The 14,564-nt window shown below is 58.6% G+C and carries 13 protein-coding genes; 9 read left to right on the forward strand and 4 right to left on the reverse strand.

Annotated elements, in window-relative coordinates; translation table 11 throughout:
- Window positions 1–96: 96 nt before the first annotated feature.
- Window positions 97–981: a LysR family transcriptional regulator gene (locus tag ACR3E6_RS04875; RefSeq protein WP_171635540.1), complete on the reverse strand. Its 885-nt coding sequence runs from the start codon at window positions 979–981 to the stop codon at window positions 97–99.
- A 103-nt stretch (window positions 982–1,084) separates the two neighbouring features.
- Here ACR3E6_RS04875 and ACR3E6_RS04880 point away from each other — a divergent pair, with 103 nt between their 5' ends.
- Genes ACR3E6_RS04880 through ACR3E6_RS04900 form a run of 5 tightly spaced genes read left to right on the forward strand, consistent with a single transcriptional unit; the run spans window position 1,085 to window position 6,848 of the window.
- The gene (locus ACR3E6_RS04880; RefSeq protein WP_480486095.1) at window positions 1,085–2,527 is read left to right on the forward strand and encodes an aldehyde dehydrogenase family protein; all 1,443 of its coding nucleotides are present in this window, start codon (window positions 1,085–1,087) and stop codon (window positions 2,525–2,527) included.
- Entirely contained in the window at window positions 2,527–3,501 is a 975-nt protein-coding gene (locus ACR3E6_RS04885) for a membrane dipeptidase (protein ID WP_480486097.1), read from the forward strand. Before ACR3E6_RS04880 ends, ACR3E6_RS04885 begins: the two co-directional genes overlap by 1 nt.
- Window positions 3,502–3,505: 4 nt before the next feature.
- Window positions 3,506–5,194, forward strand: a complete 1,689-nt coding sequence (locus tag ACR3E6_RS04890; RefSeq protein WP_171635534.1) for a hypothetical protein — start codon at window positions 3,506–3,508, stop codon at window positions 5,192–5,194.
- The gene (locus tag ACR3E6_RS04895; RefSeq protein ID WP_210093179.1) at window positions 5,191–5,820 is read left to right on the forward strand and encodes a DUF3726 domain-containing protein; all 630 of its coding nucleotides are present in this window, start codon (window positions 5,191–5,193) and stop codon (window positions 5,818–5,820) included. Before ACR3E6_RS04890 ends, ACR3E6_RS04895 begins: the two co-directional genes overlap by 4 nt.
- 11 nt (window positions 5,821–5,831) lie before the next feature.
- Window positions 5,832–6,848 (forward strand): Ldh family oxidoreductase, encoded by a 1,017-nt coding sequence (locus ACR3E6_RS04900; RefSeq protein WP_171724076.1) that lies wholly within the window; start codon window positions 5,832–5,834, stop codon window positions 6,846–6,848.
- Window positions 6,849–7,697: 849 nt separating this feature from the next.
- Here ACR3E6_RS04900 and ACR3E6_RS04905 read toward each other — a convergent pair.
- Window positions 7,698–8,633 carry a mechanosensitive ion channel family protein gene (locus ACR3E6_RS04905; protein ID WP_480486100.1) on the reverse strand — a complete coding sequence of 312 codons (936 nt, stop codon included), beginning with the start codon at window positions 8,631–8,633 and terminating at the stop codon, window positions 7,698–7,700.
- A 55-nt stretch (window positions 8,634–8,688) separates the two neighbouring features.
- Entirely contained in the window at window positions 8,689–9,504 is an 816-nt protein-coding gene (locus ACR3E6_RS04910) for a response regulator (protein WP_171635526.1), read from the reverse strand.
- 57 nt (window positions 9,505–9,561) lie between these two features.
- On the opposite strand from ACR3E6_RS04910, the gene ACR3E6_RS04915 reads away from it, so the two are divergent.
- The 4 genes from ACR3E6_RS04915 to ACR3E6_RS04930 are packed head-to-tail and all read left to right on the forward strand — an operon-like array spanning window position 9,562 to window position 13,565.
- Window positions 9,562–9,786, forward strand: a complete 225-nt coding sequence (locus ACR3E6_RS04915; protein WP_245218085.1) for a NepR family anti-sigma factor — start codon at window positions 9,562–9,564, stop codon at window positions 9,784–9,786.
- On the forward strand, window positions 9,779–10,324 hold the full coding sequence (locus ACR3E6_RS04920; RefSeq protein WP_171635524.1) for an RNA polymerase sigma factor: 546 nt from the start codon (window positions 9,779–9,781) through the stop codon (window positions 10,322–10,324). Before ACR3E6_RS04915 ends, ACR3E6_RS04920 begins: the two co-directional genes overlap by 8 nt.
- Before the next feature lie 6 nt (window positions 10,325–10,330).
- Entirely contained in the window at window positions 10,331–12,091 is a 1,761-nt protein-coding gene (locus ACR3E6_RS04925; RefSeq protein WP_480486102.1) for a sensor histidine kinase, read from the forward strand.
- The gene (locus tag ACR3E6_RS04930; RefSeq protein ID WP_480486104.1) at window positions 12,069–13,565 is read left to right on the forward strand and encodes a phospholipase D family protein; all 1,497 of its coding nucleotides are present in this window, start codon (window positions 12,069–12,071) and stop codon (window positions 13,563–13,565) included. Before ACR3E6_RS04925 ends, ACR3E6_RS04930 begins: the two co-directional genes overlap by 23 nt.
- Here the strand turns inward: ACR3E6_RS04930 and ACR3E6_RS04935 are convergent.
- Window positions 13,562–14,563, reverse strand: a complete 1,002-nt coding sequence (locus ACR3E6_RS04935; RefSeq protein WP_480486106.1) for an AI-2E family transporter — start codon at window positions 14,561–14,563, stop codon at window positions 13,562–13,564. The genes ACR3E6_RS04930 and ACR3E6_RS04935 overlap by 4 nt on opposite strands.
- Between the last annotated feature and the right edge of the window lies 1 nt (window position 14,564).

Here is a 14,564-nt window from a genome sequence, read left to right on the forward strand (position 1 = left end):
CACTTCAAGCGAGAACCTAGCATGGCATCGGGCGTGAGTCTGCAAAAACCAAATTAATTTGTGATTTTGAGCAGGGTTAATCCCCTTTTGATGCATTCACAGGCTTGAATTTCCAAACCCACTCGACAGGACAAATGAACGACAGGCCTCCGAGATTTCTCGGAATCGCGACCTTTCCCGCACATAAAGATACACCTCGCGCCTGTCCGGCAAATCCGAAATCGGACGAAAGGCGACTGCGTCCGGGATGAACTGCGCGACGGTTTGCGGCAGGACCGTGATCCACTGGCCTGCCCTGACAGTCGTGATCAGGGAATGCGTGTTGTGGATGGTAACCTCGGCCCTGTCCAGAATTTCTCGGAAAGGCGCGGACTCGATAAAGTCACACAGGGCGTTTCGCACGAAAGGCTGAGCCACCAGATCGCAAATGGCTGGCGGTTCCGCCCGTGTCATCAGCGGATGATCGGACGCTGCAACCAAGCCGAAACGGTCCTGAAACAGCGGCTCTGCACTGACCCCGTTCAGCGGAAAATGGCCGGATGCTATGCCGATATCAGACGTATCCCCGGCGACCGCATCCAGAACCTGCTGCGAATCTCCGTCTCGCAGCTCGATCTTCAGGCCGGGAAAACGAGACGTCATATGGCCCAGCAGGGCAGGAAAGACCAGCGCCCCCACGGACGGCACGGATACGATCCGGATCAACCCGTGCTCGGCCTGTGCGGCCAGTTCAATATTCTGAACAGCCTGATCGAAATCCCGCACCTGTTTGAGCGCAAGGTCGAGAACTTGCTGACCGAGCGGAGTAAGGTGGTTTTTCCGTTCGCCTTCAAACAGTTTCTTGCCAAGATGCTCTTCGAATTGTTTCAACATCATTGAGACCGCGGATTGCGTGCGGCCCAAACGGCTGGCTGCCTCGGCAAGATTTCCGGTTTGGGCCACGGTGCAAAAGCACCGCAGCATCTCTATTTTCACGGCCATGCTTCAATCTTTCTGAAGTTTTCTAAAGTTATTTGAGTTTGACTGATGTCGTCAGCAAGTTCCATTCTTTCGCAAACTGAAATTTGCGAATTTGGGGCCTGACGTGACCAAACTGAATCTGATTGCCGGCGAATGGCTGGCTGGCGAAAGCGAAATCGAAAACCGCAACCCATCGGATCTGAGCGATCTGGTCGGCATGTTCACACAAGCCAGCGCCGACCAGCTTGAGGCGACCCTGGATCAGGCGCGCGTCGCGCAGGCCGAATGGGCCGCCTACGGGCTCGAGCGCAAACAGGCCGTCCTGAACGCCATCGGCAACGAGTTGATGGCCCGCGCCGAAGAGCTGGGTACTTTGCTGAGCCGTGAAGAAGGCAAGCCGCTGGCCGAGGGCAAGGGCGAGGTTTACCGCGCCGGTCAGTTCTTCACTTACTATGCGGCCGAATGCCTGCGACAGATCGGTGAGAACGCCGATTCCGTGCGCCCCGATATCGAGGTGGACGTGCGCCGCGAAGCTGTTGGCGTGGTTGCCATCATCAGCCCGTGGAACTTCCCCACTGCAACCGCCTCGTGGAAGATTGCCCCGGCGCTGTGCTATGGCAACGCGGTTGTGTGGAAGCCCGCCAACATCACCCCTGCCTCGGCCGTGGCCCTGACCGAAATCATCGAACGGCAGGACATCCCGAAAGGTCTGTTCAGCCTGGTGATGGGCTCGGGCCGTTCCATCGGTCAGCGGCTGGTGGAAAGCTCCAAGGTCAATGCGATTTCCTTCACCGGGTCTGTGCCCGTGGGCAAAGGCATCGCCGCCGCCGCGATCCAGAACCTGACCAAGGTGCAGATGGAAATGGGGTCCAAAAACGCGCTGGCCGTGATGGACGACGCCGATCTGGATCAGGCGGTAACTCTGGCGCTGGGCGGGGCATTCGGCGGCACCGGTCAGAAGTGCACGGCTTCGTCGCGTCTGGTGGTTCACGCGGGCATCCATGATGCCTTTGTCGAGAAACTGGTTGCCGGTGCGCAGGCAATGAAAGTGGGTCACGCGCTGGAAGCGGGCGTGCAGATGGGCCCCGTCGTCAGCCAGCAGCAGTTGAATGAAAACCTCGCCTATGTCGAACTGGGCAAATCCGAAGGGGCCGAGCTAGCCTGTGGCGGTCAGCGCCTGGAGATGCCCCATGACGGTTTCTACATGTCGCCGGGCGTGTTCCTGAACACCACCAACGACATGCGCATCAACCGCGAAGAAATGTTTGCGCCCCTGACCAGCGTCATCAAGGTCGGCAGCTATGACGAGGCGCTGAGCGTTGTGAACGACACCAATTTCGGCCTGACCTCGGGCATCGTGACCAAATCGCTGGCCCGCGCCACCCATTTCCGCCGCAACGCGCGCACCGGTGTTGTGACGGTGAACCTGCCCACCGCTGGCACCGATTACCACGTGCCTTTCGGTGGCCGCGGCGACAGCTCGTACGGACCCCGCGAACAGGGAAAGGCGGCGGCTGAATTCTACACGACCGTCAAAACCGCCTATATCAGCGCAGGCCCCGTCTGATGCGGATCGATGGCCTGCAATATGCCAACTGGTCGGAAAAGATCTTTCGCCAGTTGCGCGAAGGGGGCGTGGATGCGATCCACGTCACCATCGCGTATCATGAGAATTTCCGCGAAACGGTACTGAATTTCGAGAAATGGAACCGCTGGTTCGAGCAATACCCGGATCTGATCATGAAAGGCCGGTGGGCCAGCGATATCGACACGGCCCGTAATACGGACCGAACCGCCGTGTTTTTCGGGTTTCAGAACCCTTCGCCCATTGAAGACGATATCGGGCTGGTCGAAATCCTGCACGATCTGGGCGCGCGGTTCATGCAACTGACCTACAACAACCAATCCCTGCTGGCGACAGGTTGCTACGAGGCCGAAGACACCGGCATCACCCGCATGGGCAAGCAGGTCATCAAAGAGATGAACCGCGTGGGCCTTGTGGTCGACATGAGCCATTCGGCAGACCGTTCCACGATCGAGGCGGCTGAAATCTCGGACCGGCCCATCGCGATTACACACGCCAATCCGCACGAATGGTCCCCGGCCCTGCGCAACAAGCGGGATGACGTCATCCGTGCGGTAACGGAAAAAGGTGGGATGCTGGGCTTTTCGGTCTACCCTCACCACCTGAAAGACAAGTCCGATTGCACGCTGGAAAGCTTTTGCGAAATGATCGCACGCACTGCTGACAAACACGGGGCCGAACATCTGGGGATTGGCACTGACTTGTGTCAGGATCAGCCCGACAGCGTCGTGGAATGGATGCGTGTGGGGCGTTGGACAAAAGAGATCGACTATGGCGAAGGCTCGGCCTCGGCTCCAGGATTCCCACCGATGCCGGGTTGGTTTCAGGACAACCGAGACATTGGCAACATCGAAGAAGGGTTACGCGCGACCGGCCTGAACGATGACGAAGTGGCCGGGATCATGGGCGGGAACTGGTATCGGTTCTTTGCCGAGAACTTCGTCCCACAAAGGTAACCAAATGGAACCACACGCGCAGACAGAGATCGCCAGACGTGACCCATCCACGGTCATGCGGCTGTCACGTTTGGGATCGTTGCACCAATGTCGGCTCAGCTTTATGCGGCAGCTGACGCGTCGCATGGCCGAGGAAAACTGGAGCTTTTCGCGCCCCGCGTTCGAAATTGACAACAAGGGTGTGGGCCATGCGGTCTATACTGCGCAAGGCCCCGATCGGGCTTATTCGCTGGTCGCTTTTGCCCATGACCTGCCACCCGATCAACGATCGGACCGGGTGATTGCCGAGGCCTGGGATGCCACCTTTACCTTGTTTGACGGCATTCCAACGTCAGAGGATATCGACCGTCTGTCGCAGAATGTTCCGTTGCAAGAAGCCGGACGCGTCAGCGAAGCCGAACTGTCCCTGTCGCGGGCGAACCGTTCCGTGCGGCTTTGGGCTCATGTGGTGGATCAGCTTGCTGCGGGGCGGCAACCCGACCTCGAACAGATCTACAAGGTCGGCTATCTGATGCGGACCACGGCCGTTTATGGTTCGGGCAAATTCGGCGCGGCGGACCGCGAAAAGACAGCCGGCCGGGCCGAAGTCAGCGGTCCGTTCCAGATCGAGATGCTGTCGGTCTATCTGACCCGCGCCTTTGTGCGCGATCTGGTGCAGCACATGGCGCGGGTCAAAGGCCAAGACCAGACCGCAGAGCTTGATCCGGACATCGCGCGCTGGCTGGGCATCGGGAATTCGACCGGCCTGGGCATGGCGCCGTTCATCGTCAATCACCCGGTGCTGTTCAACAACTGGATCATGGTGCGCGAGGAGGCGATCTCGCGCGTTCGGTCCATTGATGCGGCTTCGGAAGATGAAGCACGTGTCTTTTGCGATGTCTTTGCACGCTGCAAACAGTCAATCGCCTGGTGGCGATCTGAACACCCGGTGCAGATGGAAAAGCTGGCGGCGCTGAATTCGGATCTGCAAGAAATCGAGAAATACCTGGCCAAGGATGATCTGACACAGGATCACCCCTGGAACCGACTGATCCTTTGGTCCGAAGCCGCGCTGACCGAAGAAGGTCAGGAGCTGCTGGCCTCTTTGATCCTTGAACCTTATGGCGCGCTTGTTGACGGGCTTGCGAGCTGCATGGCAGACACCGACGCCTCTGCACAGGTGATTGATGGGACCATGCCGGTATCAGCGGTGCGCGCTTTGATCCGGAACAGTTTTGACTGGGCTTTGAACCTTGATTGGGCCGCCGCCGAAAACTGCGCGCGGGCCTGGTACGTATCCGAAGAAAAGCTGGAACCCCGGCTGGGCGAGCGGTTCGAGGAGCCGATCTCGGATTATGAACAACCTCTTGCACCGGCGCGGGATGCAACCTTGGCTTTCGAAGCGTTGCAGAACTGGCCTGATGACGCTCCGATAGCAGAGTTTCTGTTGCGCCATCCGGAACACCGCCACAGCGTGCGCCGCGCGCAAATCAGCCGTATCGCTCCCTACGGTGAAATTCGAGACAACACGATCAGCGCGCAGGTGATGCCCATTGATATGCTGCGCGCCAAACTGTCCTTCTTTGGGGCGACGCATTTCGACCCGCGTTCGGATCGGTGGGTGCGTATCTGCATGTATGCGGGCGCGCCCTACCCGGAAGAGCTGAACACCGCGAACGCCGATCTTTGGGTTTATCCGGAGGTTGTGCAATGACCTTCTCGTTGAACGAAGTGGAAGCCACCGCCAAACGCGCAACCCGTGGGGCTGGATATGCCTGGGGTGTGGCGGAGGAGGCCGCGAAAGCAACCCGATGGCTTTGCGTCCAGGGGTTTGACGGGCCTGCGATCCTGTCCCAGTTGCTTGAGCTAGAATTTGCGCCGCACCTGGAACATCACATCCCAGAGGCCCGGGACGGCATGTGGGCCGGCGCCCGGGATCTGTGCCCCCTTATGACCGGATCGGCGCTATCAGATTGCCCGGACGCCCTGTCGCAAGGCAAAGTTCTGATTTCCAATGTTGCCGCACCTCTTCTGTTGCTGCCCTTTGTCGCCACCATGGCGAAAAAGCGGAAATCGACTGTGGAAATCACTTTGGACGGGGTTTCCGCGACCACTGATGGTGTCCATCTCAGCTGTGAAGATTTCGGAATGGACAAGGCAAACCGCGTAGGGATAACCGAAACCGGCCGCAACAGACCCACCCGTTCCTTGCACAGCCGCGCTGACCCGGATCCGGGGGCGTGGCAATTCCTCAACACTGTGGCGCATCGCACCTATGCCCCCGCAACTGAAGAATCCCGGCTGCTTGGCGCTGGTGCAGGCTTGTCAGACAACGATTGAAGGACCACCCGATGACCGAAACCAGAACCCTCTCGCTTGCCGAAATCGAAGAGCTGTCATTCAATGCGCTGGTTGCCGCCGGCACAAGCGAAGAAAACGCGCGCCCTCTGGCTGTTGCCACAGCCGCGACCGAAGCGGACGGCGTGGCCAGCCATGGGCTGGCGTATATCCCGATCTATTGCGAGCATGTTCAATGCGGCAAGGTGGACGGTCACGCAAAACCGGCCCTTGAAACCCCGCGTCCGGGCCTCATCCGCGTCGATGCCAAAACCGGGTTTGCACATTCGGCCATCGATCTGGGTTTCGAGGCGCTGATCCCTGCGGCACGGGAACAGGGCATCGCCGCATTGGCGATTACAAACAGCTACAATTGCGGTGTGCTGGGCTATCACACGTATCGGCTGGCCCAGGCAGGGCTGGTCGGATTGGGGTTCACCAATGCGCCAGCATCCATCGCACCCTCGGGCGGATCGAAACCTGTTGTTGGGACCAATCCGTTCTCGATCGCTGCACCGGGTACGGATGGTCAACCCGCGCTGCTGATAGATCAAAGCGCCAGCACCATCGCCAAAAGCGAAGTGATGAAGCATGCAAGAGAAGGCAAGGCCATTCCTGTCGGATGGGCGCTGGACGCTGACGGCAACCCGACAACCGACCCTGACGTTGGTTTGAAAGGCAGCATGGCCCCCTCGGGCGGCTACAAGGGCGTGGGTGTTGCTTTGCTGACCGAAGTCATGGCCGCTGCCCTTACCGGATCGACACTTGGGTTGAACGCATCGCCTTTTTCCGGAACGGCCGGTGGCCCCCCGAAGACAGGGCAGTTCTTCATTGCGATTGATCCCGTGGCGTCCTCTGCAGGTTTGTTTTCAAATGCCATGGCAACTCTGGTTGAGTCGATCAGATCTCAGGACGGCGCGCATCTGCCCGGTGATGGCCGCCGCAAGAGCCGGCTTTCGTCAAGCGAAGCGGGTGTCGCAGTGAACTCCGCAACCCTGTCAAAGATTGAAGCGATTTTGGGCTCCGGCTAGGCGACGGCCTCACCTTCCATTGGGTGCAGTGACCAATTGGCGGCAATCCCCAAAATTGCGCTGGACAATTCGGCCAAAAAATTTGCCTGTCTCTGGTTTACAGGCGCGTTGATAGGCAACGGGATATGCGCCAGTATCCCGGGCCGCAAAAAGCGCAAGTCGCGTGTGAAATCCGATATGCGGCGATCCGTGCCGCGCGAAAACGTTCGGCAGACCAAAAGACTGGCAGCGCGTTGAAACCCGACAAGACCGATGTCTCACGGTCTTTCTATCGGCTGTCGTGACGTGTTGGCGTTGAAACACAACTGGGCCAGACCCAAATCGCCGCTCGCTGCACGGCCCAAGAACCTGTGATTCTCGCTGCCATTCGCTGCGCATGCTGCCAAGGACAGCCAAAGCAGCGATTTAGCGGAGTATCCGGCACCTGGCGGTCGTTGCGCAAAAAAGTTGCAAAACGGCCCGTTTGATTGCCTGCAGCAAGCCACATTGCGGCTCTACTGCAGGCTCTGCCTCTCAACTTTCCAGGAAACCGGATATGACTGTAGCGGCCTGTTTCAGTTTCGGAGCAAAAAGGGGCGCGCTCCAAAACCCGGTCAGTATTGAATGCTCATTGACAGGCTTTGCGACGAGAGTTCCTTCTCAACGACCCTGGTCTCGTCGATCACGCAAGTAGCAGTTTTTTCACCAGATACATCCAGTCTCACATAGTAAGTTCATGGCCATCCCATTTTGTTATTTCAGTCGCTGCAATCATTGCAGCGTCCCAGCCGATGACCGCATCTCAATTGCTCAAAACGCTACATCTGTCCGATGAGCTCTGGCTTCAGACCCCAGGTTCAACAGTCAAGGTTATTCTGCCGCGATCGCCTTCTCTTGCCGTCTCTCGACGTCTTCGATCAGCAGCGTGCGGGTTGGGAACGGAATATTGATATCGGCTTCGTCCAGCGCCTCTTTGACTTTGCGCTTCATGTCCGCCTGGTATAGGAAGTAGTCCGAAGACTTGCACCACACGCGGACAAGAAAATCGACGCTGCTGCTGCCAAGATTGTTCACCTGGATGAACGGTTCGGGATCAGCCAGCGAACGGGCGTCCGACATGATCGTCTCGCGAATGACGCGCTCGGCCTCCGCCAAGTTGACGCCGTATCCAACGCCGAACGTCCACTCGGCACGACGGGTCTCGTAGACGGAATAGTTCTTGATGGTGTTTCCCCACACCTCGGCGTTGGGAACGATAACCTTGACGTTCCCCATATCCGCAATTTCGGTGTAGTTCAGGGTGATATCTTTTACGGTTCCGAGCACGCCATTCACGTCAACGAAATCGCCGATCTTGAGCGGTCGGAACAGGATGATCATCACGCCGGCTGCAACGTTGGACAATGTGCCTTGCAGGGCAAGACCAATGGCCAAACCCGCGGCACCGATCAGCGCGATGATCGACGTCGTCTGCACCCCAAACGTGTTCAGAATGAACAGCCCTGTAAACGCCAGGATCGTATAGCGCGCCAGATTGCCAAGAAAGTTGAAAAGCGTGTCGTCCAGACGTTCCGAGTTTTCACCGACGCCCCGGATCTTCCGGCCGACATATCTTGAAATCACAATCCCAAGAACCAATAGAATCAGCGCCGCGATCGCGTTCGCGACGAGGCCAAGAAGGGCCTCGAGCGTCAGCAGGTCGCTCAGCGATTTCCCGTCATACAGCTCGGTATTCAGAACTTGTGACAGTTTGGCCCAAACGGTGTTCGTCACGGTCTCTGCGGTCTGTGCAATCTCGTTTTCCATGGTGTTCCTCGTGTTTCATCGCCTGAGTTTTTTCTTGCAGCGCGGTCCTGCCGCGTCAGACCTCGATCACGGCGCTAGAGGCAAAGAACATGGCCTGGCTGACGGCCGATTTGACCTGTTCTTCGGTGTAGGGTTTGGAAATCAAAAAGGCCGGTTCGGGCCCTTTGCCCGTCAGTAGGCGCTCGGGGAACGCGGTGATGAAAATGACGGGGCAATCGCCGTGCTGGGCAATGATGCGGTTCACGGCATCGATTCCGCTGGACTTGTCCGCCAGTTGAATGTCCGACAGGATCAGGTCGAACGGCTCGCGCTCGGCCAAGTCAATGGCGGCCGTCTCGGTGCGTGCGACCCCTGTGACCCGGTGGCCCAGGTCGGTCACCATCGTTTCAAGATCCATCGCGATGATTGCTTCATCTTCGATGATCAAAATGCGCCCAGAAGTGTGGCGGGCCATTTCCTCGTAGGCGATATCGATCAGCTTCTGAGCCTCGGCGGGTTCTATCTGCATGATTGCGGCGATATCGCTGACCGAGAACTCTTCGACCGTGCGCAGCAGCAAGGCCTCGCGCGTATTGGGCGTCAGGCGTGCCAACTGGGCGTGAGCGCGCGATTGAATGTCAGAACTGCCGCCATCGGCGTCAACGGGCATTCCCGACGTTGACCAGATACCGTGAAAAACACGAAACAGCGCGACCCGCGGCGCGAGATCGGCATCGAACTGGGCGGGATCTGCAAGGATCGCTTCAAGCGATGCAGCGGCGTAGGCGTCGCCACTGTCCTGTGAGCCGGTGAGGGCACGGGCATAACGGCGCAGAAACGGCAAGAGCGGGCCAATTTTATCTGCGACGGAAACTCCGGTCAGCTCGGTCATCTATGTTTTCCTCATTTTTTTCTCTAAACTCGGGAACCAAACGCATACTGGGGCGTTATGGTTCCAGCAAAAGTAAAAATTTTTGATGATGCCATGACAAAACCACAGCCAAGCCGAAGCCATCGGCAAGAAATAGAGCAAAGGATCGACGAGAACCTCAAGCGGGCTTTCGATGAGGTAGCCAACGAACCGGTTCCGGATCGATTCGTCGATCTTCTTGAAAAACTTCGCAATCAGACCAGTGTTCCCAAAAGCGGTGACACGGGAGGCTCGGATGGTTGATCCGCGAGAAGAGCTTGTCGAACATATTGGTGCGATGCGTGCCTTTGCGATCAGCCTGTGCCGAAACGGCGCCACTGCCGATGACATCGTGCAGGACGCATTGATCAAGGCATGGAGCAATATCGACTCGTTCCAGGAAGGCACCAACATGCGGGCGTGGTTGTTCACCATCGTCCGGAACACCTATTTTTCGTTGCACCGCAAGCGCAAGCGCGAAGTCGAGGATGTGGATGGCGCCATGGCCGAGAGCCTGTCGCAAAAGCCCGACCATGACGGACGGCTGGCGTTGAAGGATTTTGCTGTTGCATTTGACCAACTGACGGATGAACAGCGCGAAGCGTTGGTGCTGGTCGGTGCACAAGGGTTTTCCTATGAGGAAGCGGCCGAGATGTGTGGCGTCGCCCTTGGAACGATCAAAAGCCGGGTGAACCGGGCCCGCGCGCAACTGGCCGAACTGATGGGTTTGGAAGATGACGAACCCATCGAGTTGACTGATGCGGTGACGGCGGCGATCGTTCAGACGCAACCGGCGGCCTGACGATCGATGGGTGCGAAACCGCGCAGCCTGACCGTCTATCTTGCCGCGCTAGTCACCCTGGCGCTTTTGCCTTTGGGGCTGATTGCGGTATTGCAGACACGCGCTGTGATTACCGAGGCCGACGAAAGATCTCGGGCCTCGGTTTTGGCGCGCACGATCGAAGCTGCCACCCGCGAACGGGAGCTTCTGCAGAAAGCTGTTGGTGCCAGTTCGGGACTTACAGCCGCGCTTGCGGAGGGAAGCCTGGACAATGCCGCTTGTTCGGACCTCATGCGCCGGTTCGTTGAACGCCAGCCCGAGTTCGTATTTGCCGGATTCATCCAGCCAAATGGGATTATGGCCTGCTCGACCGTCGAGAAGGACATCGATTTGTCGGACGCGCCCGGTTTCGGGCAGATCTCGGAAAATCCGCAGCTTACTTTTTCTGTCAGTCGTGCCGGGGCGGCGACAGGGCAATCAGTGATCATCGTAACCCAGCCGGTCATGAACAGGACCGAGCTTATGGGGTTCGTCTCCATCTCGATACCTCATGCGCTGGCGCGCACGCCCATGGATGTTGGCAACATTGGTAGTGACGTGGTCATCGCCCTGTTCGACGCGACCGGAGAAGTGCTGTCATCAAATGTGGGCTTGGATGAGGTCAAACCATTCCTACCGCCCGCGAAAGAAAACCTGTTGGTTCTGTCCAGTTCCGGCAAAACATTTTCGGCTAAAACGGCCGACGGAGAGGATCGGGTTTTTGCAGTTGCCAGCATCATTCCGGGCGAAGTCGCCGTGATTGGCAGTTGGCCACGCGAGGCGGCGCTGGCCTCTGTCGGTGCAGGCAGCACTGCCCTGACCATTGCTTTTCCGATCCTGATGTGGGTGACCGGTCTGGGAGTTGCCTTGTGGGGCCTGCATCGATTGGTGATCCGGCATCTCGACAGCTTGCGTTCGGCCGTGCGTCGTTTCGCGTTGGGCGAGCGCGACCCGATTGAAAGCCTCGCAGGCGCCCCGCAGGAGTTTCAGCAAATACAGACTGCATTCAACCGCATGGTCTTGTTGATCCGCGAGGCTGAGGCGCAGCACGAACGCGACCTTGTCGAAAAAACGATCTTGTTGCGCGAGGTACACCATCGCGTCAAAAACAATCTTCAACTGATCGCTTCGATCATGAACATGCATTTGCGCAAGGCCGAAACCACCGAGGCCCGGCGCTTGCTGGAACAGTTGCAGCGTCGGGTTCGCGGCCTGGCCATGGTGCACCAGAGCTTGAACCAGAACTCGCAGATGACGACGATCAACACCGAGGCACTGATCGGACATTTGGTCGCCGAACTGGCGCATCGACCGCCAATTCTGGGTCAGGTGGTCGAGGTTGACTGCCGGATCGCGCCTGTCGAACTGGGGCAGGATCAGGCAGTCACGCTGTCGATGCTGGTGGCCGAGGCACTGACGAACGCGGTCAAATACGTAGGCGTTCCGCAGAACGGACCGCCGACAATTTCGGTGGAATTGACCCGACCCGAGGAGAACACCCTGCACCTGAAAATCTCCAACACGCGCGGGCAGTCGGACGACGGTGCGGATATGTTCCATAGCGGCGGGATCGGTCAGCGGCTGATGCAGGCCTTCCTCCGCCAATTGGACGGTTCCGAAGACATAACCGAGACGTCATCGCTTTATGTGTATGAGGTGACGTTCGAAATCTCCGAAGTAGAAGCGGATAGCGAACCACAGTCCATTGCGGATGAGAGAAGCGGTGATGCCCGTGCCGCAGCAGAATGACTTTGAGGTCCTGATCACGGCCGAGCAAGCCTGGCCCGCCTTGGAAAAAGCGGTTCTTGAGGCCCGGCACCAGATCAAGGCAAGTTTTCGGATATTCGATTTCATGACACGGCTGCGCAGCGACGAGGCGCGCCAGATTGGGGAAACCTGGTTTGACCTGATCGAGCATGTCATTCGCAAGGGTGTAACGTTTCATTTGGTCATCAGCGATTTCGATCCGATCTTCGCGACCGAGTTGCACGAGCTGAGCTGGCGCACGAAACGGCAGGCGGTTGCGCTGGCGGAAATCCTGGGTCCAGAAATCGCCTCGCGCTTGACCGTTCGCGTGTCCATGCACCCGGCGCAGGCTGGCGCATTGCCGTGGGCCGCGCTGTTGCCGGCGGTTCTTCGGAAAAAGGCGCAGCGGATTCAGAAGCTGTCCCGCGAACGACGCGAACGGCAGGCAGTACGGCTGGGGTCGGACACGTTACCCCGGCTTCACACCGTGTCGCACCATCAGAAAGTCGCCGTGATCGACAATGAGATCTGCTACCTCGGCGGATTGGACTTGAACGAAAGGCGCTTTGACACACCGGATCACGATCGTCTGGCCAAAAACACCTGGTCAGACGTTCAGTTGCTTGTCCGCGGACCCGAGGCCGCCGAGGCCGCGCGCCATATCGACCGGTTCGAACATGAAATCGCAACCGGACAACCGGACCCTCAGGCAACCCACCTGCGCCGCACCCTGTCCAGCCCGCGCCGGTTTGCGTTCTGGCGGCTGTCGCCAAAGACCATCGCGCATGAGATCGAGGATGAGCACATAGCCGCCTTTCAAGCCGCGCGGCAACTTCTGCACATCGAGACCCAGTATTTCAGATCGACTCGATTGGCCGAGGCTCTGGCTGAGGCGGGCCTTAACAAGCAGGACCTGAAACTGGTGCTTGTTCTGCCAGCTTTACCTGAAGAAGTGGCCTTTGGCGGGCATGACGGACTGGACGCGCAATTCGGGTTGGACCTTCAAGCCAAATGCCTGGAGATCATCCAGCAGGGGTTCCAAGACCGTGTATCGCTTTCGACCCCGGTCCAGCCGATTTCCGCAAGCGGGGCCGATGACCGCGCCGAGGTTCTGAGCGGGTCTCCGATAATTCACGTTCACAACAAAGTTCTGGTGGTGGATGACAATCATGCCTTGGTCGGGTCCGCCAACCTGAACGGACGGTCTTTGCGGTGGGACACAGAAGTCGCCCTTCGGGTCACCGACCGGCAGCGTGTGGCGGTTCTGCGGCAAGCCTTGGTGGACCATTGGTGGTTCTCGGATGATCTGAGCAAACAGATCGAGCCCGATGCCATGTTCGCGTGGTGGGGGCGAGAGATTCAGGCCAACGGTGTGCGGCGCCCCGAAGCGCGCAGCGGCTTCCTCGTCCCGCATGACGCCGACGTTGCGCGCGACATGCGGCAACCGCTGCCCGGGGTAACTGAAAACATCGTCTAGCTGGTTGTGATCGGGCTCATGACCTTGGGGTTCATCAACACGCCGAACCACAGCAAGATCGGCAGCGCGACGATGGCGCCGACCGGCCCCCAAAGCCAAAGCCCAAAGATGATGGCGATGAACACGACCAGCGGATTCACCTGCAGACGTTGGCCGACGAAGGCGGGTGTTACGAATTGTGCTTCAGAAAGATTGATCGCCAGGAAAACCAGGGGAGGCAACAGGGCCGCGGCTCCACCGAACTGGGTTAAACCGGCGATCAGAAGGCCGGTCAGGATCATCAGCGGGCCGAGATACAGCACAAAATTCAGAAGGCCGGCGGCCACCCCCCAGATTACGGCGTCATTGATGCCGATCAGCCCCAAGGCCACAGCCGTAACAGTCCCAAGGCCGATATTGACCAACGTCACGGCAGCGAAATAGCGATAGACCGCGCGGTCAGCCAGATACAGCCGCTCTTTCAGGGGACCGGCTGCGGCATAGAGCTCGGGCCGGGTCAAAACGAAAAAGAACAGCGTGCCGATGAAAATCAGGATCTTTGATCCGAAATTGGGCGCCAGCCACAAGGCATCCATCACTGACGGAAGGGCGGACTCCGTTTCCGCTGCCCCATCGGCACCGACGGTTTCCTCGATCTCGCGTCCAAGCGTTTCGATGCCCCGAATGAACTCGGACATCGCGGCGACCCAAGAGCGCAACTCGCGTTTGATGGCGGGCAACTGTTCGACCAGCGTGGACAGCAACGGTTCAAGCAGAAGGAACGCCGCGACGATGACGGTGCTGGTCACGAACAGCAGTGCCGAGGCGGATATCACACGCGGGCAACCGACCTTCTCAAGCTTGTCGGCAAGCGGGGCGACCACGACCCCCAAAACCAAAGCGAATGTGATCGGAGCGACGATGGACCGGGCCAGGTACAAAGCGGTGATGCTGGCGATCCCGGTCAGGATCGCCAGCATTGCACGCAAGGCCGATGGAGAGCTGAAAGTAGTTGGCATG

The organism is Ruegeria sp. AL3 (assembly GCF_056536065.1).

What these genes read in the sequence shown, in the direction of transcription:
- ACR3E6_RS04910 (WP_171635526.1), bottom strand. Translation starts at nt 9,504, where the DNA reads ATGACCGAGCTGACCGGAGTTTCCGTCGCAGATAAAATTGGCCCGCTC.
- ACR3E6_RS04875 (WP_171635540.1), bottom strand. Translation starts at nt 981, where the DNA reads ATGGCCGTGAAAATAGAGATGCTGCGGTGCTTTTGCACCGTGGCCCAA.
- ACR3E6_RS04935 (WP_480486106.1), bottom strand. Translation starts at nt 14,563, where the DNA reads ATGCCAACTACTTTCAGCTCTCCATCGGCCTTGCGTGCAATGCTGGCG.
- ACR3E6_RS04930 (WP_480486104.1), top strand. Translation starts at nt 12,069, where the DNA reads ATGCCCGTGCCGCAGCAGAATGACTTTGAGGTCCTGATCACGGCCGAG.
- ACR3E6_RS04890 (WP_171635534.1), top strand. Translation starts at nt 3,506, where the DNA reads ATGGAACCACACGCGCAGACAGAGATCGCCAGACGTGACCCATCCACG.
- ACR3E6_RS04920 (WP_171635524.1), top strand. Translation starts at nt 9,779, where the DNA reads ATGGTTGATCCGCGAGAAGAGCTTGTCGAACATATTGGTGCGATGCGT.
- ACR3E6_RS04895 (WP_210093179.1), top strand. Translation starts at nt 5,191, where the DNA reads ATGACCTTCTCGTTGAACGAAGTGGAAGCCACCGCCAAACGCGCAACC.
- ACR3E6_RS04915 (WP_245218085.1), top strand. Translation starts at nt 9,562, where the DNA reads ATGGTTCCAGCAAAAGTAAAAATTTTTGATGATGCCATGACAAAACCA.
- ACR3E6_RS04885 (WP_480486097.1), top strand. Translation starts at nt 2,527, where the DNA reads ATGCGGATCGATGGCCTGCAATATGCCAACTGGTCGGAAAAGATCTTT.
- ACR3E6_RS04905 (WP_480486100.1), bottom strand. Translation starts at nt 8,633, where the DNA reads ATGGAAAACGAGATTGCACAGACCGCAGAGACCGTGACGAACACCGTT.
- ACR3E6_RS04925 (WP_480486102.1), top strand. Translation starts at nt 10,331, where the DNA reads ATGGGTGCGAAACCGCGCAGCCTGACCGTCTATCTTGCCGCGCTAGTC.
- ACR3E6_RS04900 (WP_171724076.1), top strand. Translation starts at nt 5,832, where the DNA reads ATGACCGAAACCAGAACCCTCTCGCTTGCCGAAATCGAAGAGCTGTCA.